Annotated in this window: 17 protein-coding genes; 11 read left to right on the top strand and 6 right to left on the bottom strand. The window is 58.5% G+C overall.

The features are described 5' to 3' along the window. The first annotated feature begins 180 nt into the window (after positions 1-180). From BLU71_RS16850 to BLU71_RS16840, 3 genes are all read left to right on the top strand, one after another. Positions 181-810: a nucleotidyltransferase domain-containing protein gene (locus tag BLU71_RS16850; RefSeq protein ID WP_083353539.1), complete on the top strand. Its 630-nt coding sequence runs from the start codon at positions 181-183 to the stop codon at positions 808-810. Beyond that, positions 773-1,192 (top strand): hypothetical protein, encoded by a 420-nt coding sequence (locus BLU71_RS16845; RefSeq protein WP_065616625.1) that lies wholly within the window; start codon positions 773-775, stop codon positions 1,190-1,192. Before BLU71_RS16850 ends, BLU71_RS16845 begins: the two co-directional genes overlap by 38 nt. Before the next feature lie 139 nt (positions 1,193-1,331). Next, complete coding sequence (locus BLU71_RS16840; protein WP_042608363.1) at positions 1,332-1,571, top strand: hypothetical protein; 240 nt, start codon at positions 1,332-1,334, stop codon at positions 1,569-1,571. Between the two features lie 127 nt (positions 1,572-1,698). Here BLU71_RS16840 and BLU71_RS16835 read toward each other — a convergent pair whose 3' ends face one another. The 5 genes from BLU71_RS16835 to norR form a co-directional block, all read right to left on the bottom strand. Next, positions 1,699-2,448: a YkgJ family cysteine cluster protein gene (locus tag BLU71_RS16835; RefSeq protein WP_065616626.1), complete on the bottom strand. Its 750-nt coding sequence runs from the start codon at positions 2,446-2,448 to the stop codon at positions 1,699-1,701. A gap of 83 nt (positions 2,449-2,531) precedes the next feature. Next, a complete protein-coding gene (locus BLU71_RS16830; protein WP_083353538.1) occupies positions 2,532-2,858 on the bottom strand; it encodes a hypothetical protein in 327 nt (108 codons plus the stop codon). A 147-nt stretch (positions 2,859-3,005) separates the two neighbouring features. After that, positions 3,006-3,488, bottom strand: coding sequence for a GNAT family N-acetyltransferase (locus tag BLU71_RS16825; protein WP_083353537.1), 483 nt, complete (start codon positions 3,486-3,488; stop codon positions 3,006-3,008). A 3-nt stretch (positions 3,489-3,491) separates the two neighbouring features. Next, on the bottom strand, positions 3,492-4,394 hold the full coding sequence (locus BLU71_RS16820; protein WP_042608360.1) for a chemotaxis protein CheV: 903 nt from the start codon (positions 4,392-4,394) through the stop codon (positions 3,492-3,494). 177 nt (positions 4,395-4,571) lie between these two features. Then, the gene (gene norR, locus BLU71_RS16815) at positions 4,572-6,134 is read right to left on the bottom strand and encodes a nitric oxide reductase transcriptional regulator NorR (protein WP_083353536.1); all 1,563 of its coding nucleotides are present in this window, start codon (positions 6,132-6,134) and stop codon (positions 4,572-4,574) included. A 163-nt stretch (positions 6,135-6,297) separates the two neighbouring features. Here norR and hmpA point away from each other — a divergent pair, with 163 nt between their 5' ends. From hmpA to BLU71_RS16770, 8 genes are all read left to right on the top strand, one after another. After that, complete coding sequence (gene hmpA, locus BLU71_RS16810) at positions 6,298-7,479, top strand: NO-inducible flavohemoprotein (RefSeq protein WP_083353535.1); 1,182 nt, start codon at positions 6,298-6,300, stop codon at positions 7,477-7,479. 243 nt (positions 7,480-7,722) lie between these two features. Next, on the top strand, positions 7,723-8,232 hold the full coding sequence (locus tag BLU71_RS16805; protein WP_042608357.1) for a disulfide bond formation protein B: 510 nt from the start codon (positions 7,723-7,725) through the stop codon (positions 8,230-8,232). 827 nt (positions 8,233-9,059) lie between these two features. Continuing rightward, positions 9,060-10,001 carry a ubiquinol oxidase subunit II gene (gene cyoA / locus BLU71_RS16795; RefSeq protein WP_024014231.1) on the top strand — a complete coding sequence of 314 codons (942 nt, stop codon included), beginning with the start codon at positions 9,060-9,062 and terminating at the stop codon, positions 9,999-10,001. 3 nt (positions 10,002-10,004) lie between these two features. Beyond that, on the top strand, positions 10,005-12,035 hold the full coding sequence (cyoB, locus tag BLU71_RS16790; protein WP_039761405.1) for a cytochrome o ubiquinol oxidase subunit I: 2,031 nt from the start codon (positions 10,005-10,007) through the stop codon (positions 12,033-12,035). Positions 12,036-12,038: 3 nt separating this feature from the next. Further along, positions 12,039-12,662: a cytochrome o ubiquinol oxidase subunit III gene (gene cyoC, locus BLU71_RS16785; RefSeq protein ID WP_016773303.1), complete on the top strand. Its 624-nt coding sequence runs from the start codon at positions 12,039-12,041 to the stop codon at positions 12,660-12,662. Further along, a complete protein-coding gene (cyoD, locus tag BLU71_RS16780) occupies positions 12,662-12,997 on the top strand; it encodes a cytochrome o ubiquinol oxidase subunit IV (RefSeq protein WP_011335842.1) in 336 nt (111 codons plus the stop codon). The genes cyoC and cyoD overlap by 1 nt, the downstream gene beginning before the upstream one ends. Before the next feature lie 10 nt (positions 12,998-13,007). Next, complete coding sequence (gene cyoE / locus BLU71_RS16775) at positions 13,008-13,895, top strand: heme o synthase (RefSeq protein WP_016773305.1); 888 nt, start codon at positions 13,008-13,010, stop codon at positions 13,893-13,895. Between the two features lie 235 nt (positions 13,896-14,130). After that, the gene (locus tag BLU71_RS16770; protein ID WP_016773306.1) at positions 14,131-14,622 is read left to right on the top strand and encodes a RidA family protein; all 492 of its coding nucleotides are present in this window, start codon (positions 14,131-14,133) and stop codon (positions 14,620-14,622) included. Positions 14,623-14,878: 256 nt separating this feature from the next. On the opposite strand, the gene BLU71_RS16765 is transcribed toward BLU71_RS16770, so the two are convergent. Further along, positions 14,879-15,580 (bottom strand): hypothetical protein, encoded by a 702-nt coding sequence (locus tag BLU71_RS16765; RefSeq protein WP_064364315.1) that lies wholly within the window; start codon positions 15,578-15,580, stop codon positions 14,879-14,881. Positions 15,581-15,706 lie beyond the last annotated feature (126 nt).

Below are 15,706 nucleotides of genomic sequence, written 5' to 3'. Positions count from 1 at the left end.
GAGTTTGGAGTTTGGGCTGATTGGCCAGTTATAAACCGGTCAGGCGGTCGGCAGGGTGACGGCTGGCTGTCAGGATTGTCAGTTTCCGATGTTAATTGCAGTGGCTGCGATTACGGTTGAGTTGATAAGTCCCTAAAAGGGACCTATCGTTCCTTTTTTGGGACTCTTCGGTTTGCGCCAGTGGAAAACTTTTCTTTAAGCGAAGCCCTGTTCACCGCCACCCAGCAAAAAGTATTGGGATTGTTGTTCGGCAAGCCTGACCAGACGTTCTACGCCAACGAAATTGTGCGCTGGGCGCAGGTTGGCAAAGGCGGGCTGATGCGTGAACTCGATCGATTGCAACGAGCCGGGATCCTCAGCATGACACGAGTGGGTAACCAGACCCATTACCAGGCCAACCCCGCCTGTCCTATCTACGCGGAGCTTCTGGGCATCACGCGTAAGACATTCGGTTTTGCCGAGCCTCTTCGTCAGGCATTAGAGCCGTTTGCCGAACAGATCACGTGGGCGTTCGTGTATGGCTCCATTGCCAAAAACTCGGCGAACACACTCAGTGACATAGATCTCATGCTGATTGGCGAAGGCCTGCACTACAGTGAGTTGATGGAGCGACTCATGCCGTTGGAGGAGCAATTGAGGCGTCCCATCAACCCGACGCTATACACCCCGCAAGACTGGGCCAGGAAGCTGGCGGCACAGAACAGTTTTGTCATGCGGGTGATGCAGCAGGAAAAAATCGATCTGTCAGGGGCAAACCCTTTGGAGTCCAAGGATGGGCAGCAACGAGAGTCTGGAGAATCTTCTACGTAGCGGTGTACTGAAAGCGGAGCCACCTGACCGCAAAGAGTGTGAGGGGCTGATGCGCTCGGCTCTGGATAGGCTCAAGGATGCGCACACCTGCACACTCTCGTTTTCCAGCCGGTTCGATTTGGCCTACAACGCCGCTCACGCGCTGGCGCTGACAGCTCTTCGCTTGAGTGGCTATCGATCGGACAAGCGCTATCTGGTATTCCAGTGTCTGATCCATACCACGCAAAGCAGTAAGGTTCAGGTGCGATTGTTTGCGCTGTGCCATGAGCGGCGGAATCTCGCCGAATACGAAGGCTATATGGATGAGGATGACGCGCTTCTTGAGCAGTTGCTGGAGAGCACCTCGCAATTGTTGAGTGACGTTCAACACCGCATGAACTGAAATATCATCACGCAGTGTCAGTACCAAGCAGCCATTCAGCGCATCGCGCAAATCTTCAGATGCCGAGCCAGAGCGCACAGGTATACTGCGCGCCTTTGCGGCTCACTGATCGGGCCGACTTTTTGTTCCCGGAGCTTTTATGACTTCCCCGACCCAACCGCCGGTTGACGACGCTGTGAGCGACGTCCCGGCTGACGTGGCTGACACCAGCGAAACCAAGGCCGAGATCCCGGCGTTCAAGTTCCCGTTCAAGCCGGGCGAGCTGGCCTCGGCGAAAGGCTCGAATCAGCCGTGGTACAAGAATGGCGCGAAGAATGGCCACACCAAGACCCCGGGCATGGCGCCGCCGGGCACGCGTCGGTCGATGGGCAAGCGCTGACATCGGAAAGTGATGGTGCTTGTGCTGGCCTCTTCGCGAGCTCCCACAGGTTTTGTGTCTGGCGCAGATCCAGTGTGGGAGCGAGCCTGCTCGCGAAGGCGGCAGCCGCTACACCACAAATGTCAGATCAAGCCGCGCGCAATGAAATGAACGCATAAGTCTGCGCCGGTTCAGTCACCACTTGGCCTCCGGCTGCCAGCACTTGCCCGGCCACGTCATCACCTGACAAATGAAACAGCCACTCACTCGGCTGCGCCGCCAACGGTTGCGCGCTTACCTGGTCGATCACCTGCGCAAACGCATCCATGTTCGGCAAATAAGCTGTAAACCCATCGCCCTTGAGCGCGGTGGTGCGAATCCCGAGCATCGCGCAGATCGCATCCTTGAGTCTGATGTCATCCCGGTCCGCCTGACGCGAACGCTGGATCAGCTCAACCAGTTCCCGATCAACCAATTCGCCGCCCACGATCAGTTCCGGTCCCTGTTCCCAGGATTCCGGCGGGCAATCCTTGGCAGCAGGATTGAGCGGGATGTGCGGATTGATTTCCGCCGGGTAAATCCGGCACACCAGCGGACGCCGCTCGTAGATTCGGCAGCGCTTGTCGTCGTCAAGATTCCGGCAGGGGCCGACGTTGTAGGCGGCGAAAGTGATCGCCACATGAGCATCGGTAGCGCCGCTGCGGACCATGGCCGACCGGCGCTCGGCATGTTCGCGCTGCTGCGCTGGCAGGCCCAGACCATTGCCGAGAAAGGCCTCGACCAGCACGATTACCTGACCGCCATCCGCCGCCCACATGCGGGCTTCGGCCAGCGTCAGCGGCACATGGTGGTCGGTGCAGCATTTGCCGCAGCCTACGCAGGAAAACGTCGTATTCATTGAGCGATCTGTCTTCAATCAGGGTGTGAAAGGATGGCGGAAAACCATCGCACAGAACCCGATCGAAGCAAGGACTGCGCCACTCAGTGGGATTTTGTCACCGGGCGGATCGAGTCCCACTCGGTGACGAATGCGGTTTTCGACTGTTTGTTGTAGAGGCACAGCTCGCTGCCTTGCTGGCCTTTCATGTGTTTTTGCGGATATTGGCCTTGCAGCAGAACGGCGGTGTAACCGACGCGATCATCGAATTGCGCGGGCGTGCCGACCGGTTTGACGTTTTTCAGTCCGCTGGCCTTGGTGCAACTGGCGAGCACGGTTTTGTCGTAGGAGGCCCAGGCGTCGGGGCTGGAGGCGTGGGCCTGGGAGGCGAGGGCGGTGAGGCTGAGCAGGGCGAGGTTGATGGCTTTCATGGTTGGGGCATCCTGGGTTATGGCCAAGGTTGGAGTATGCCTGCGGGTTGGAAGTTGCCTGTGTCGGCGCTATCGCGAGCAGGCTCACTCCTACAGGTTGGAATGCATTTCAAATGTAGGAGTGAGCCTGATCGCGATGGCGGTGGATCATTCGACGACCAGCTCCCGCCGGACTACATACATCCCGACACTTTCATACAACCGGCGCGCCCGCAGGTTGTCCTCCAGCACCCTCAAATCGACAAACCCTTCACGCCGCTGTTGAAAGACGCTGAAAGCATGCAGCAACAACGCTCGCCCAAGTCCCCGGCCCTGCATTCGCGGGTGTACCACCAGATTCTTGATATACGCACTGGTCCAGCACTGCGCCACGCCAACCACACCCTCGGCATCGCAGGCAACGAAGCACAATGAGGGATCGTATTCGGGATCGCTGACAAACCGCTGCTGCCATTCGTCCAGCGGCGGTACTCGACCGCCACCCTGCACATGTCCGAGTTGCATCAACTGATGCAGCGCTGGCGCCAATTCATCGCGGTAGACGGACAGCTCAATCCCGGACGGCCACTGCGCATTCGGCACCGCTTCACTCAAGTCGCGCCGTAGCAGAAAACAAAACGCTTCGGCCAAGACTCAGTGCCCGTTGGCCGCGACGTGCTTGGCCGCTTCGATCAGACGTTGGGTCAGTTCCGGCGAGGAGAACTTGGTCAGTACTGCATTCGCTCCCGCCAGTCGGGCCTTTTCGCTGTTCATCGCGCTGTCGAGCGAGGTGTGCAGCAGCACGTACAAGTGAGCGAAGTCAGGAGTCTCGCGCAGCGTGCGGGTGAAGGCGTAGCCGTCCATTTCGGACATTTCGATGTCGGAGACGATCAGGTTGATCTGCTGCGCGGTGCCCTGCAGATCGAGCAGGCAGTCGATGGCTTCCTTGGCACTGCGCGCGGTGTGGCACTGCAGGCCGAGGTTGCGCAGGGTGTGCACCGATTGCTGCAGCGCCACCTGGCTGTCATCGACCACCAGAATCCGCGCGTTGCCGAGGACTTCGGCGTCTTCCATGGTCAGGTCGGTCGGCGCCATTTCGATCTGCGCCGGGGCGATGCTGTGGATGACTTTTTCGATATCCAGCACCTGCACCAGCGTACCGTCCACCGAGGTCACGCCGGTGATGTAGGCACGCGAACCGCCGGAGCCGAACGGTGGCGGCCTGATGTCGGTGGTCAGGCAATGGACGATCTTGCTCACCGCCTGCACGTGCAGACCCTGCTTGGAACGGCTGACATCGGTGACGATCAGGCAGCCGCCGTTGGGATCTTCCAGCGGCCGCTCGCCGATCGCGCGGCTGAGGTCGATCACCGACAGCGAGGCACCACGCAGGGAGGCGATGCCTTTGACGTGCGGGTGCGACTCCGGCAGCTTGGTCAGCGGCGGGCAGGGAATGATTTCACTGACTTTCAGCAGGTTGATCGCCATCAGCTTGCCGCTGCGCAAGGTAAACAGCAGAAGCGAAAGTGAATCTGCGCGGGCTTTGGTGGAAGACATAAGAACCTTCTGTGGATGGGCGAGAGTGCAAATCGCCAGAAACCTTTGATGCCGGGTTATCGGCTTGAATGGAGTGGGCTTTAGGTTTGTCGTCACAGATCAAAAGCCCCTCACCCCAGCCCTCTCCCTCTGGGAGAGGGCTGGGGTGAGGGGGCTTTTGGCACTTGGCGATAATCTTCAGCTTTTCATGCCCAAGCGCTTGGCCATCCGCCCAAGGTTCGCCCGATCCACCCCCAGCTCTCGCGCCGCACTCGCCCAGTTATCCCGATGACGTTCCAGCGCTGCACTGATCAGGCGCCGCTGAAACTCATCAGTGGCACTGCGCAAATCCCCGCCGATCATTGGCATCTCATTGGCCAAGCCTGCGGTAACAGGCACAACCACGTTATCCACAACCTCACGCGGCAAATCCAGATCCGCCGCACTCAGACTCAGGATTTTCGGCCGCACCTTGCAATTACCCAGCGCCTTCAGTGCACTGCGCCCGATCAAATGCTCCAGCTCGCGCACATTCCCCGGCCATGTGTACGCCAGCAGCGCCTCTTGCGCATCGCCGGTCAAGCGCAGGCTGTTAAGGCCCATACGCGAGCGGTTCTGCTCGAGAAAAAAGCCGCTGAGCAGCAACACATCGCGGCCGCGATCGCGCAGCGCCGGCACCCGCAGCGGGTAGACACTCAAGCGGTGATAGAAGTCGGCCCGATAGCGACCGCTGCGTACTTCTTCGGCCAGATCGCGATTGGTCGCGGCAATCAAGCGCACATCAACCTGATGCTCCTTGTCCGAGCCCAGGCGTTGCAACTGTCCGCTCTGCAATACGCGCAGCAATTTGGCCTGGACCGTCAGCGACAGCTCGCCGACTTCATCGAGAAACAGCGTGCCGCCATTGGCCAGTTCGAATTTGCCGCGGCGGTCGCTGGTAGCGCCGGTGAAAGCACCGCGCACGTGGCCGAACAGTTCGCTTTCCACCAGTGTGTCAGGCAGGGCGGCGCAGTTGAGGCTGATGATCGGTTTGTCGGCGCGCGGGGAAGCGGCGTGAATCGCTTGGGCGACCAGCTCCTTGCCGACACCGGTTTCGCCAGTGATCAGCACGGTCAGGTCACTGCCGCCGACCAGATTGATTTCTTCCACCAGACGTTTGTGCGCTTTGCTCTGGCCGACCATTTCGCGGTTCTGCTGGCCGCTGGCCTGGCGGTAGACCTCGGCGCGCTGATGTTCATCTTCGGCGCGGGTGGCCAGACGCTCGATGCGCTCGGCAGCGTTGACCGTGGCCGAGGCGAGGCTGGCGAAGGCTTGCAGGGCATCGAGTTCGATCGGCTCGAAACGCTCCGGGTCGAGCGCATCAAGGGTGATCAGGCCCCAGAGTTTCTCATCGACAAATAAAGGACAGCCGAGGCAGTCGTGGACTTCGAGGTGATCGTCGAGGCCATCGACCAATCCGTCATAGGGATCGGGCAGTTCGCTGTCGGCGGCGAAGCGCGTCGGACCGGCGCCGGCCAGCAGAATTTCAAACCGTGGGTGTTCGCTGACTTTGAAGCGGCGGCCGAGGGTGTCGGTACTCAAGCCGTCCACCGCCAGCGGCACCAAGGACTCACCGTCCAGACGCAGTAACGCGGCGGCATCGCAGGGCAACAAGGCGCGCATGGCTTCGAGCAAACGCCGGTAGCGCTCACCTTCGGGCAATTCGCGGGACAGGTCGGCGACCAGAGGCAGCAGGGCGGTAAGCAAGGATTTGGCGGTCATGGTGATGTAGTCAAAGAGACAAAGTGTAGTCGTGATGACTATACGTGCATTTGTGTCGAAATGACTATGTAGGTTTCAACTCATTGAATTTAAACAATTAATAAGTTGGCACGAAAGCTGATACCTCCAGAGCAATCTTTCAAGAAAGCGCAGGAGTCACCTTATGCTTAGCGTCCAGGATCGTGCCATCGTCAAATCCACCGTGCCTCTGCTGGAAAGCGGCGGCGAGGCGTTGATCACGCACTTTTACCGCATGATGCTTTCCGAATACCCGCAAGTACGCCCGCTGTTCAACCAGGCGCACCAGGCCAGTGGCGATCAGCCGCGTGCCTTGGCTAACGGCGTGCTGATGTATGCCCGGCACATCGATCAGCTCGACCAGTTGGGCGATCTGGTGGCGAAGATCATCAACAAGCACGTCGCCCTGCAGATTCTGCCGGAGCACTACCCGATCGTCGGCACCTGCCTGCTGCGGGCCATTTCCGAAGTGCTCGGTGAAGAGATCGCTACGCCCGAAGTGATGAGCGCCTGGGGCGCGGCGTACGGGCAACTGGCCGACATCCTGATCGGCGCGGAAACCGCGATCTACGATCAGAAGGAACACGCGGTCGGCGGCTGGCGCGGTGCGCGGGAGTTCATCGTCACCGCGAAAGTGCAAGAGAGCGCCGAAATCACCTCTTTCTACTTCGAGCCGGCGGACAAAGGGCCGATTCTTGCGGCTGAACCGGGTCAGTACATCGGCATGAAGCTGCACCTCGATGGCGAAGAAATCCGCCGCAACTATTCGCTGTCGGCACTGGCCAATCACGGCCAGTACCGCATCAGCGTCAAGCGTGAACCGGGTGGCCGCGCGTCGAATTATCTGCATGATCAACTGCAGGTCGGCTCAAGCATTCAACTGTTCCCGCCATCCGGCGAATTCACCCTGGCGGCCAGCGACAAACCGCTGGTGCTGATCAGCGGCGGTGTCGGCATTACCCCAACGCTAGCGATGCTGGAAGCGGCGTTGGAGACCGAGCGTCCGGTGCATTTTATCCACTGCGCGCGAAACGGCAGCGTCCACGCGTTCCGTGACTGGGTCGATGGGCTGGCTGAACGTCATCCACAGCTCAAGCGCTTCTATTGCTACGCCGAAGAAGACGGCGTGAGCCCGGCGGCGGACAAGGTCGGCATGCTCAGTGAAGAGCTGCTCGGCGAATGGTTGCCGGCGCAGCGTGATGTCGATGCGTACTTCCTCGGGCCGAAAGGGTTCATGGGCGCGATCAAGCGGCATCTGAAAGCGTTGGGCGTGCCGGAGAAACAGAGCCGTTACGAGTTCTTCGGGCCGGCTTCTGCTTTGGAATAGCCGTCAACGACCGAGTCGTCTGCATCGCGAGCAGGCTCACTCCTACAGGTTTTGCATTGTTCACAGAGTTTGTGTCCGACGCAGATCCATTGTGGGAGCGAGCCTGCTCGCGAATCTTCTGCGCGCCACAAAGCTTTGTTGGTTAATCATTCCTTAACCGCTTTATCGTTTATTGCCCCGGTGTAGACTTGCGACAATTTCAGCCGCCGGCCGGCTGGACCATGGACTTACAAGGGAAAGGCAATGAGCGAGGAAACGATGCGGTTGGGACGTGAGCGGCGCTATCTGGTGCTGCTGGGGATCATCTGCCTGGCGTTGATCGGCGGTGCGCTGTACATGCAGATCGTCTTGGGTGAGGCACCGTGCCCGCTGTGCATTCTGCAGCGCTATGCATTGCTGCTGATCGCACTGTTCGCCTTCATCGGCGCGGGCATGCGCAGCCGTCGCAGCATCACCGTGTTCGAAACGCTGGTGGTGATCTGTGCGCTTGCCGGGGCCGCTGTGGCCGGGCATCACGTCTATACGCAGTTCTATCCGGCGGTCAGTTGTGGCGTCGATGTGCTGCAGCCGATTGTCGATGATCTGCCGCTGGCGAAGATCTTCCCGCTGGGCTTCCAGGTCGACGGTTTCTGCTCGACGCCGTATCCGCCGATCCTCGGTCTGTCGCTGGCGCAGTGGGCGCTGGTGGCGTTCGTGCTGGTGGTGATTCTGGTGCCGCTGCTGACCTCGCGTAATCGAAAAGCGCTGCGCTGAGTCAACTTTTGCGCGGGAGTGCCGATAAACAAAACGCCCCGATTTTCGCTGCTGAAAATCGAGGCGTTTTGCATTTCAGAGCGTTTGTGAAAACACCGTGACGAACGGCAATGAAGCATGCGGCAAGTGTGCGACATGTTGTCACACACAGGCTGTCGCAGGGGCTCGGGATGCGGCGGATTGGCCGCCTGTTACATAAAAACATTGGCCAGTTTCGACGATTTCGGGCTTCAGGGCGGAGGTGCCGGATCAGGCAGTTTTAACAGGCCCCGGCATGTAGGCGAAGGCCTTGGAATATCGGGCTTTGCGCCGGTCAGGCGCTCGCAGGCGGCTCGCAGAGCTGTCTGATTTGAGGCGGTTACATGTGCACATTTTGCCGGGTTTGTTGAGAAGAGCTTTCAATAACACCCGCAACTTTTGCAAAAATGGCGATGGATTGTTGCTCTGAGTGATAAAAATTATTTCGGGATAAGACATGGTGTATAGGGCGCTACCTATCTACAATCGCCCGCACTGAATTCCCGGCGCTGTTCAGCCTTTATCAAGGAACTGATCAGGAGGTCGGGTGTCGAGCGAGCCGCGAGGCTTTCGAGACACCCAGGTGTCGGTGCCTTTCCAATTTTCCGCACCAAATGGAATTGGTCTGTAACAAGGCCTTTGACCACGAATTCGAATAAGAACTGAACGCTGTCCCAAGGTTTTGTCGAGCGTGAGACGCGCGACGGGCGGCCCTTATTCAATCCAAAGAAAATGCCAACCCTTGGCAGGGTGAAGTGTTGGCGATCAAAACCCAACTGCATTGCGCAAGCTGCTTTAGAGGTCGTGAGATGAGTAAAAACAGGTACCCCAGATTACTAGGCCTAGTGCCGCTGCTCGGCACGTTGCTGCTGGGAGGCTGCAACATGACCTTGCTCAATCCAACGGGCCAGGTCGGCCTGGAACAGCGCAACCTGATCATCACCGCCACGCTGCTGATGCTGTTGGTCGTCGTGCCGGTCATCGTCATGACCTTCCTGTTTGCCTGGAAGTACCGCGCTTCGAACAAGAACGCCGTCTACACGCCGAAGTGGTCGCACTCGACCAAGATCGAAGTGGCCGTATGGACCATCCCGGTGCTGATCATCATCGCCCTGGGTTACATCACTTACATCTCGACTCACGAGCTGGACCCGTATCGTCCGATCGAGTCTGACGTCAAGCCGGTGACCATCGAAGTCGTCGCGCTGGACTGGAAGTGGCTGTTCATCTATCCGGAACAAGGCATCGCCACGGTCAACAAGATCGTGTTCCCGGCGCACACGCCAATCAACTTCAAGATCACCTCCGACGCCGTGATGAACTCGTTCTTCATCCCGGGCCTGGGCGGCCAGATCTACGCGATGGCGGGCATGCAGACCAAGCTGCACCTGATCGCCGACCGCAACGCTGAAATGGACGGTATCTCCGCCAACTACAGCGGCGCCGGTTTCACCGGTATGAAATTCAAGGCTATCTCCACCACTCAGGAAGATTTCGACGCCTGGGTCAGTGAAGTCAAGAAGTCGCCTAAACAGCTTGATCAGGCTGAATACGCAGCCCTGGCCAAACCGAGCCAGAACAACCCAGTCGAGCTCTACTCGTCGGTCACGCCGAACCAGTTCCAGATCATCGTCGACAAGTACGAAGGTATGAAGCCGGGCAAGCCGCTGAAGCACGAGAAGAAAGAGAAAGAAGTGGCGGCCACGGATATTGACGCGGGTTCGCATTCAGCTGCCGGGGCAGAGGAGTAAACGATGTTTGGTAAATTAAGTTGGGAAGCAGTCCCATTCCACGAGCCGATCGTGATGGTGACCATCGCCATGATCGCCCTCGGTGGTCTGGCACTGTTCGCTGCGATCACTTACTTCAAGAAGTGGACGTACCTGTGGACTGAGTGGCTGACTTCGGTCGACCACAAGAAAATCGGCGTGATGTACATCATCGTCGCCATGGTCATGCTGCTGCGCGGCTTTGCCGACGCGATCATGATGCGTACCCAGCTGGCCATGGCCACCGAGGGTTCGCCTGGCTACCTGCCACCTGAACACTATGACCAGATCTTCACCGCTCACGGTGTGATCATGATCATCTTCATGGCGATGCCATTCTTCACCGGCCTGATGAACCTTGCAGTGCCGCTGCAGATCGGTGCGCGTGACGTTGCCTTCCCGTTCCTGAACTCCCTGAGCTTCTGGCTGCTGGTATCCGGCGTTGTGCTGATCAACCTGTCGCTGGGTATCGGTGAATTCGCCAAGACCGGTTGGGTTGCGTATCCGCCGCTGTCGGGTCTGCAATACAGTCCTGGCGTAGGTATGGATTACTACATCTGGGCGCTACAGCTATCCGGATTGGGTACGACGTTAACCGGGGTCAACTTCCTCGCGACCGTACTGAAAATGCGTACCCCTGGCATGAAACTGATGGACATGCCGATCTTCACCTGGACCTGCACCTGGGCAAACGTTCTGATCGTGGCTTCGTTCCCGATCCTGACCGCGACCCTGGCACTGCTGACCCTTGACCGTTACATGGATTTCCACATTTTCACCAATGAACTTGGTGGCAATCCGATGATGTACGTCAACCTGTTCTGGGCGTGGGGCCACCCTGAGGTTTACATCCTGATCCTGCCGGCTTTCGGCATCTTCTCGGAAGTGATCTCGGCCTTCACCGGCAAGAAACTGTTCGGCCACCACTCGATGATCTACGCCTCGGGCGCGATCTCGGTACTGGGCTTCATGGTCTGGCTGCACCACTTCTTCACCATGGGTTCGGGTGCAAGCGTCAACGCCTTCTTCGGTCTGGCGACGATGCTGATTTCCATCCCGACGGGTGTGAAGCTGTTCAACTGGCTGTTCACCATCTACCAGGGCCGTCTGCGCTTCACCAGCCAGGTAATGTGGACCCTGGGCTTCATGGTGACCTTCGCCATCGGCGGCATGACCGGCGTACTGCTGGCCATTCCGGGTGCTGACTTCGTGCTGCACAACAGCCTGTTCGTGATCGCGCACTTCCACAACGTGATCATCGGCGGTGCGGTATTCGGTTACATCGCTGGCTTCGCGTTCTACTTCCCGAAAGCGTTCGGCTTCAAGCTGCACGAAGGCTGGGGCAAAGCAGCGTTCTGGTTCTGGATCTCGGGCTTCTTCGTCGCGTTCATGCCGCTCTATGCACTGGGCTTCATGGGCATGACCCGTCGTCTGAACGCCACCACCAACCCTGAGTGGGTACCGTACCTGTACGTTGCCATGTTCGGTGCGGTGATGATTGCTGCCGGTATCGCCTGCCAACTGATCCAGCTGTACGTCAGTGTGCGTGACCGCAACAAGCCAGAGAACGTTTGCGATCACGGTGACCCGTGGAATGCGCACACGCTGGAATGGTCGACCTCGTCGCCACCACCGTTCTACAACTTCGCTGTGCTGCCTAAGGCTGACTGCATCGACCCGTTCACCGAGGCCAAGGAAAACGGTACTGCGTACCAGCGTCCGGCCAAGTACGAGCCGATCCACATGCCGAACAACACCGCCACCGGCGTGGTGATGGGCGCGCTGTTGACCGTCTTCGGTTTCGCGATGATCTGGCACATCTGGTGGCTGGCGATCGCGAGCCTGGTAGGCACCGTCGTTTACTTCGTGATCCACGCTGCACGTGACGACCAGGGCTATATGGTTCCGGTTGAAACGATCGAGCGTATCGAAGCCGAGCAGCACAAGCGTCTGGTCGCGGCAGGGAAAATCCCGGCCAACGCCACCCGTGTTGAAACCTCGTTGGAACAGGCTTAAACCATGTCGAACTTAGTGACCAATGTTGGACACGCCCATGGTGACCATGGGCACGATGACCATCACCACGACTCGGGCGAGATGACCGTATACGGTTTCTGGCTCTACCTGATGACCGACTGCATTCTGTTTGCGTCGATCTTCGCGGTGTACGCAGTACTGGTAAACAACGTTGCCGGTGGCCCGTCGGGCCACGACATCTTCGAACTGCCATACGTGCTGGGCGAAACCGCTCTGCTGTTGTTCAGTTCGATCACCTACGGCTTCGCCATGCTGGCGTTGTACAAGGGCAAGAAGCAGGCGGTCCTGGGCTGGTTGTTCATGACCTTCCTGCTCGGCGCGGGCTTCATCGCCATGGAGATCAACGAGTTCCACCTGCTGATCTCCGAGGGCTTCGGTCCTAGCCGTTCGGGCTTCCTGTCGGCGTTCTTCACCCTGGTCGGTACCCACGGTCTGCACGTTTCGGCCGGTCTGATCTGGATGGGCATCATGATGTATCAGGTCAACAAGCATGGCCTGACGTCGACCAACAAGACCCGTCTGAGCTGCCTGAGCCTGTTCTGGCACTTCCTGGACGTGGTCTGGATCTGCGTCTTCACCGTTGTTTACCTGATGGGGACTCTGTAATGGCTAATGCACACTCCCATGACAGCCACGATGCTGGCCACGGCAGCGTCAAGTCGTACGCCATCGGCTTCATCCTGTCGGTAATCCTGACCGTTATTCCGTTCGGTCTGGTGATGTACCCGACCCTGCCGAAGTCGACGACGCTGGCAATCGTTCTGCTGTTCGCAGTGATCCAGGTGATCGTTCACCTGTATTACTTCCTGCACCTGGACCGCTCCATTGCACAGCGTAACAACGTGATCGCGTTCGTCTTCACGGCGATTGTGATCGTGCTGCTGGTTGGCCTGTCGCTGTGGATCATGTTCAGCATCCACACGTACATGATGGCGAAGTGAGGTAGACCCGATGTCGCTCAAGCACTTTATCCAAATCACCAAACCGGGGATCATTTTCGGTAACGTGCTTTCTGTGGCAGGCGGGTTCTTCCTGGCCTCGAAAGGGCATGTCGATCTGGCGGTGTTCCTGGCCGCCATGATCGGTACTTCTCTGGTCGTGGCCTCCGGTTGCGTGTTCAACAACTGCATCGACCGCGACATCGACCTGAAGATGGAACGCACCAAGAACCGTGTGCTGGTCCAGGGCCTCATCTCCCTGAAACTGGCCCTGGTTTACGCGACCATTCTGGGTGTTCTCGGCGTTGCCCTGTTGTACAAGGTGGCCAACCCGTTGGCTGCCCTGTTCGCAGTAATCGGCTTCATCATCTACGTCGGCTTCTACAGCCTGTACCTCAAGCGCAAGTCGGTTCACGGCACGCTGGTGGGCAGCCTGTCGGGCGCCATGCCGCCAGTGATCGGTTACGTGGCTGTGACCAACAGCTTCGACATGGCCGCACTGACCCTGCTGGTGATGTTCAGCCTGTGGCAGATGCCGCATTCCTACGCTATCGCGATTTTCCGTTTCAACGATTACCTGGCCGCATCGATTCCGGTGCTGCCAGTGAAACGCGGAATCCAGGTGGCGAAGAAGCACATCCTGCTCTACATCCTGGCGTTCCTCGTGGCGACCTTGATGCTGACCTTCAGCGGCTACGCCGGCATGAGCTACCTCGCCGTCGCCGCCGCCATGGGCATGTACTGGCTGTACATGGCCTGGACCGGCTACAAGGCAGTCGATGACACCGTCTGGGCACGCAAGCTGTTCGTGTTCTCGATCTTCACCATCACTGCGTTGAGCGTCATGATGTCCCTGGACTTCAAGGTGCCGACAGAACTGCTGCTGACGTACGCGCCGTAAGGTTTGCAAGCTTCAGGAAAACCCCGCACGTTGAGATATGTGCGGGGTTTTTTGTTGGCTGAAAAATGCTCGGTCGGGGGGCTGCCATTCGCGAGCAGGCTCGCTCCCACAGTTTGCGGTTGCGGCCATTCGGTAAAAGACCTAGATTCGGATCCAACCCCGACAGTAGTAGCTCCAAGCCATCCTTCGGTGCTCGTCTGTCCTAACCCGTGCATTGATCAAAAGGCTGGGTGCAATGACCGAACGGATGACCTGCGATGAGCGCTTTATCGCCCTGGCCGAAGAACTCAACTACGACATCTATGGCGAGAACACCGCTGGTGGCAATTACGCGCCGCTGATCCGTCATCACGACGAGCTCTACATCAGCGGCATGGTGCCGCGGGTCAATGGCAAGATTCTGTATCCCGGTCGCGTGGGGCTGGAATTGAACCTCAAGGATGCGCAAGCCGCGGCGAGCATCAGCGCGATGCGTTGCCTGGCACTGATAGTCGATGCGGTGGGGTCACTGGACAAGATCCGCGCGTTGTTGCGAGTCACGGTGTACGTGAAGTCGACGGCTGATTTCGTTGACCTCAGCGAAGTGGCCAACGGCGCTTCGGACGTGTTCAGTCATGTGCTGGGCGATGCCGGGCGGCATACCCGCACGACCATCGGCGTGTATCAGCTGCCGAAGAATGCGGCTATTGAAGTGGACATGATTGCGGCGTTGCATCCTTCGGCTTGAAATCTTTGGCGCCTGCTCCCCTCACCCTAACCCTCTCCCGGGGGGAGAGGAGACTGACCGAGGTGATTGGGCGAGACGCGTCGAAACGGAATATCGCGTCGAATGCGAATTCCGAACAGCCCACAAATCGGCTCCCTCTCCCTCGGGAGAGGGCTGGGGTGAGGGGCGACGATGTTAGCTACACCACCGATCCCAAGCCGAAAAAAAGCCCCGTCTGATTGCTCAGCACGAGGCTTTTTCGCAAGCGCTTGGCAGATTACTGCGCCGCGATGCTATACCCGTCAAACGCGGTCTGCTGCTGCAGCGCGGTGATGATGTTCTTGCGGTTCACAGCCTGTTCGGTGCCGGCGTTATCGACGAAGGTTTCGCTCTCCAGCTCGGCTTCATCGCCTTCACCCACGAAGGTAAAGCCGAGGAACTCCAGCGCCGCACGGTCAACGTTCAGACGCGAACGCGGCGTGCGCATTGGCAGAGTTACGCTGGCGCCGTCCTTGCTGATGGTGAAGATTTCCACTTCTTTCTTTTTTGCAGCCTTGCTCTTGCCGCCGCTCGGGTTGCTGATCGCCTGGTGAGTCTGATTCAGCACTTTCAGGGCCAGGCCATAAACGATTTCCTGGAATGCCGGATCGTCCTTGAAGCTGGACAGAATGCGCCCGATCGAGAACTTGCTGCTCAAGTCTTCCAGTGCAGCGATGTCCGCTGCCTCGGCGTCTTTCAGGCGCTTGAGTTCGCCCATCAGCTCGTACGCCTTGTCGTCATCAAAGCTGTCATGCGCCTGACGGATCGCCGCACGCAATTCGCGGATCTGGTCGCTTTCGCGGGTCGACTGGAACGCGTCCAAGACCATCTCGCTGATGATTTTGGCTTGAGGCAGGTGTTGTGAAAGATTGATGGAGTTTTCGTATTCCGCTTTGGACGACTGGGTGACTACGGATTCAGCGGTGTTGAAATCGGACATTGAAATTTCACTACTTTTTAACTTGAGTTGAGGCGAGAAAGCACGAGGTCTTTTTCAGGCCGCCTAATTTAGGGGAGCGGGGCGGCGTTGTCACGGAGCAACGGTCTGCCGGTCGGGATTTTTCCA

The organism is Pseudomonas moraviensis (genome assembly GCF_900105805.1).
In the GTDB taxonomy this organism is placed as follows: Bacteria; Pseudomonadota; Gammaproteobacteria; order Pseudomonadales; family Pseudomonadaceae; genus Aquipseudomonas; species Aquipseudomonas moraviensis_A.
Note: the sequence above shows the minus strand (reverse complement) of the source record. Positions and strands in the feature narration are given on the sequence as shown.

What these genes read in the sequence shown, in the direction of transcription:
- BLU71_RS16805 (WP_042608357.1), top strand. Translation starts at nt 7,723, where the DNA reads ATGAGCGAGGAAACGATGCGGTTGGGACGTGAGCGGCGCTATCTGGTG.
- BLU71_RS16820 (WP_042608360.1), bottom strand. Translation starts at nt 4,394, where the DNA reads ATGTCTTCCACCAAAGCCCGCGCAGATTCACTTTCGCTTCTGCTGTTT.
- BLU71_RS16840 (WP_042608363.1), top strand. Translation starts at nt 1,332, where the DNA reads ATGACTTCCCCGACCCAACCGCCGGTTGACGACGCTGTGAGCGACGTC.
- norR (WP_083353536.1), bottom strand. Translation starts at nt 6,134, where the DNA reads ATGACCGCCAAATCCTTGCTTACCGCCCTGCTGCCTCTGGTCGCCGAC.
- hmpA (WP_083353535.1), top strand. Translation starts at nt 6,298, where the DNA reads ATGCTTAGCGTCCAGGATCGTGCCATCGTCAAATCCACCGTGCCTCTG.
- cyoE (WP_016773305.1), top strand. Translation starts at nt 13,008, where the DNA reads ATGTCGCTCAAGCACTTTATCCAAATCACCAAACCGGGGATCATTTTC.
- BLU71_RS16830 (WP_083353538.1), bottom strand. Translation starts at nt 2,858, where the DNA reads ATGAAAGCCATCAACCTCGCCCTGCTCAGCCTCACCGCCCTCGCCTCC.
- cyoA (WP_024014231.1), top strand. Translation starts at nt 9,060, where the DNA reads ATGAGTAAAAACAGGTACCCCAGATTACTAGGCCTAGTGCCGCTGCTC.
- BLU71_RS16845 (WP_065616625.1), top strand. Translation starts at nt 773, where the DNA reads ATGGGCAGCAACGAGAGTCTGGAGAATCTTCTACGTAGCGGTGTACTG.
- cyoC (WP_016773303.1), top strand. Translation starts at nt 12,039, where the DNA reads ATGTCGAACTTAGTGACCAATGTTGGACACGCCCATGGTGACCATGGG.
- cyoB (WP_039761405.1), top strand. Translation starts at nt 10,005, where the DNA reads ATGTTTGGTAAATTAAGTTGGGAAGCAGTCCCATTCCACGAGCCGATC.
- BLU71_RS16765 (WP_064364315.1), bottom strand. Translation starts at nt 15,580, where the DNA reads ATGTCCGATTTCAACACCGCTGAATCCGTAGTCACCCAGTCGTCCAAA.
- BLU71_RS16835 (WP_065616626.1), bottom strand. Translation starts at nt 2,448, where the DNA reads ATGAATACGACGTTTTCCTGCGTAGGCTGCGGCAAATGCTGCACCGAC.
- BLU71_RS16770 (WP_016773306.1), top strand. Translation starts at nt 14,131, where the DNA reads ATGACCGAACGGATGACCTGCGATGAGCGCTTTATCGCCCTGGCCGAA.
- cyoD (WP_011335842.1), top strand. Translation starts at nt 12,662, where the DNA reads ATGGCTAATGCACACTCCCATGACAGCCACGATGCTGGCCACGGCAGC.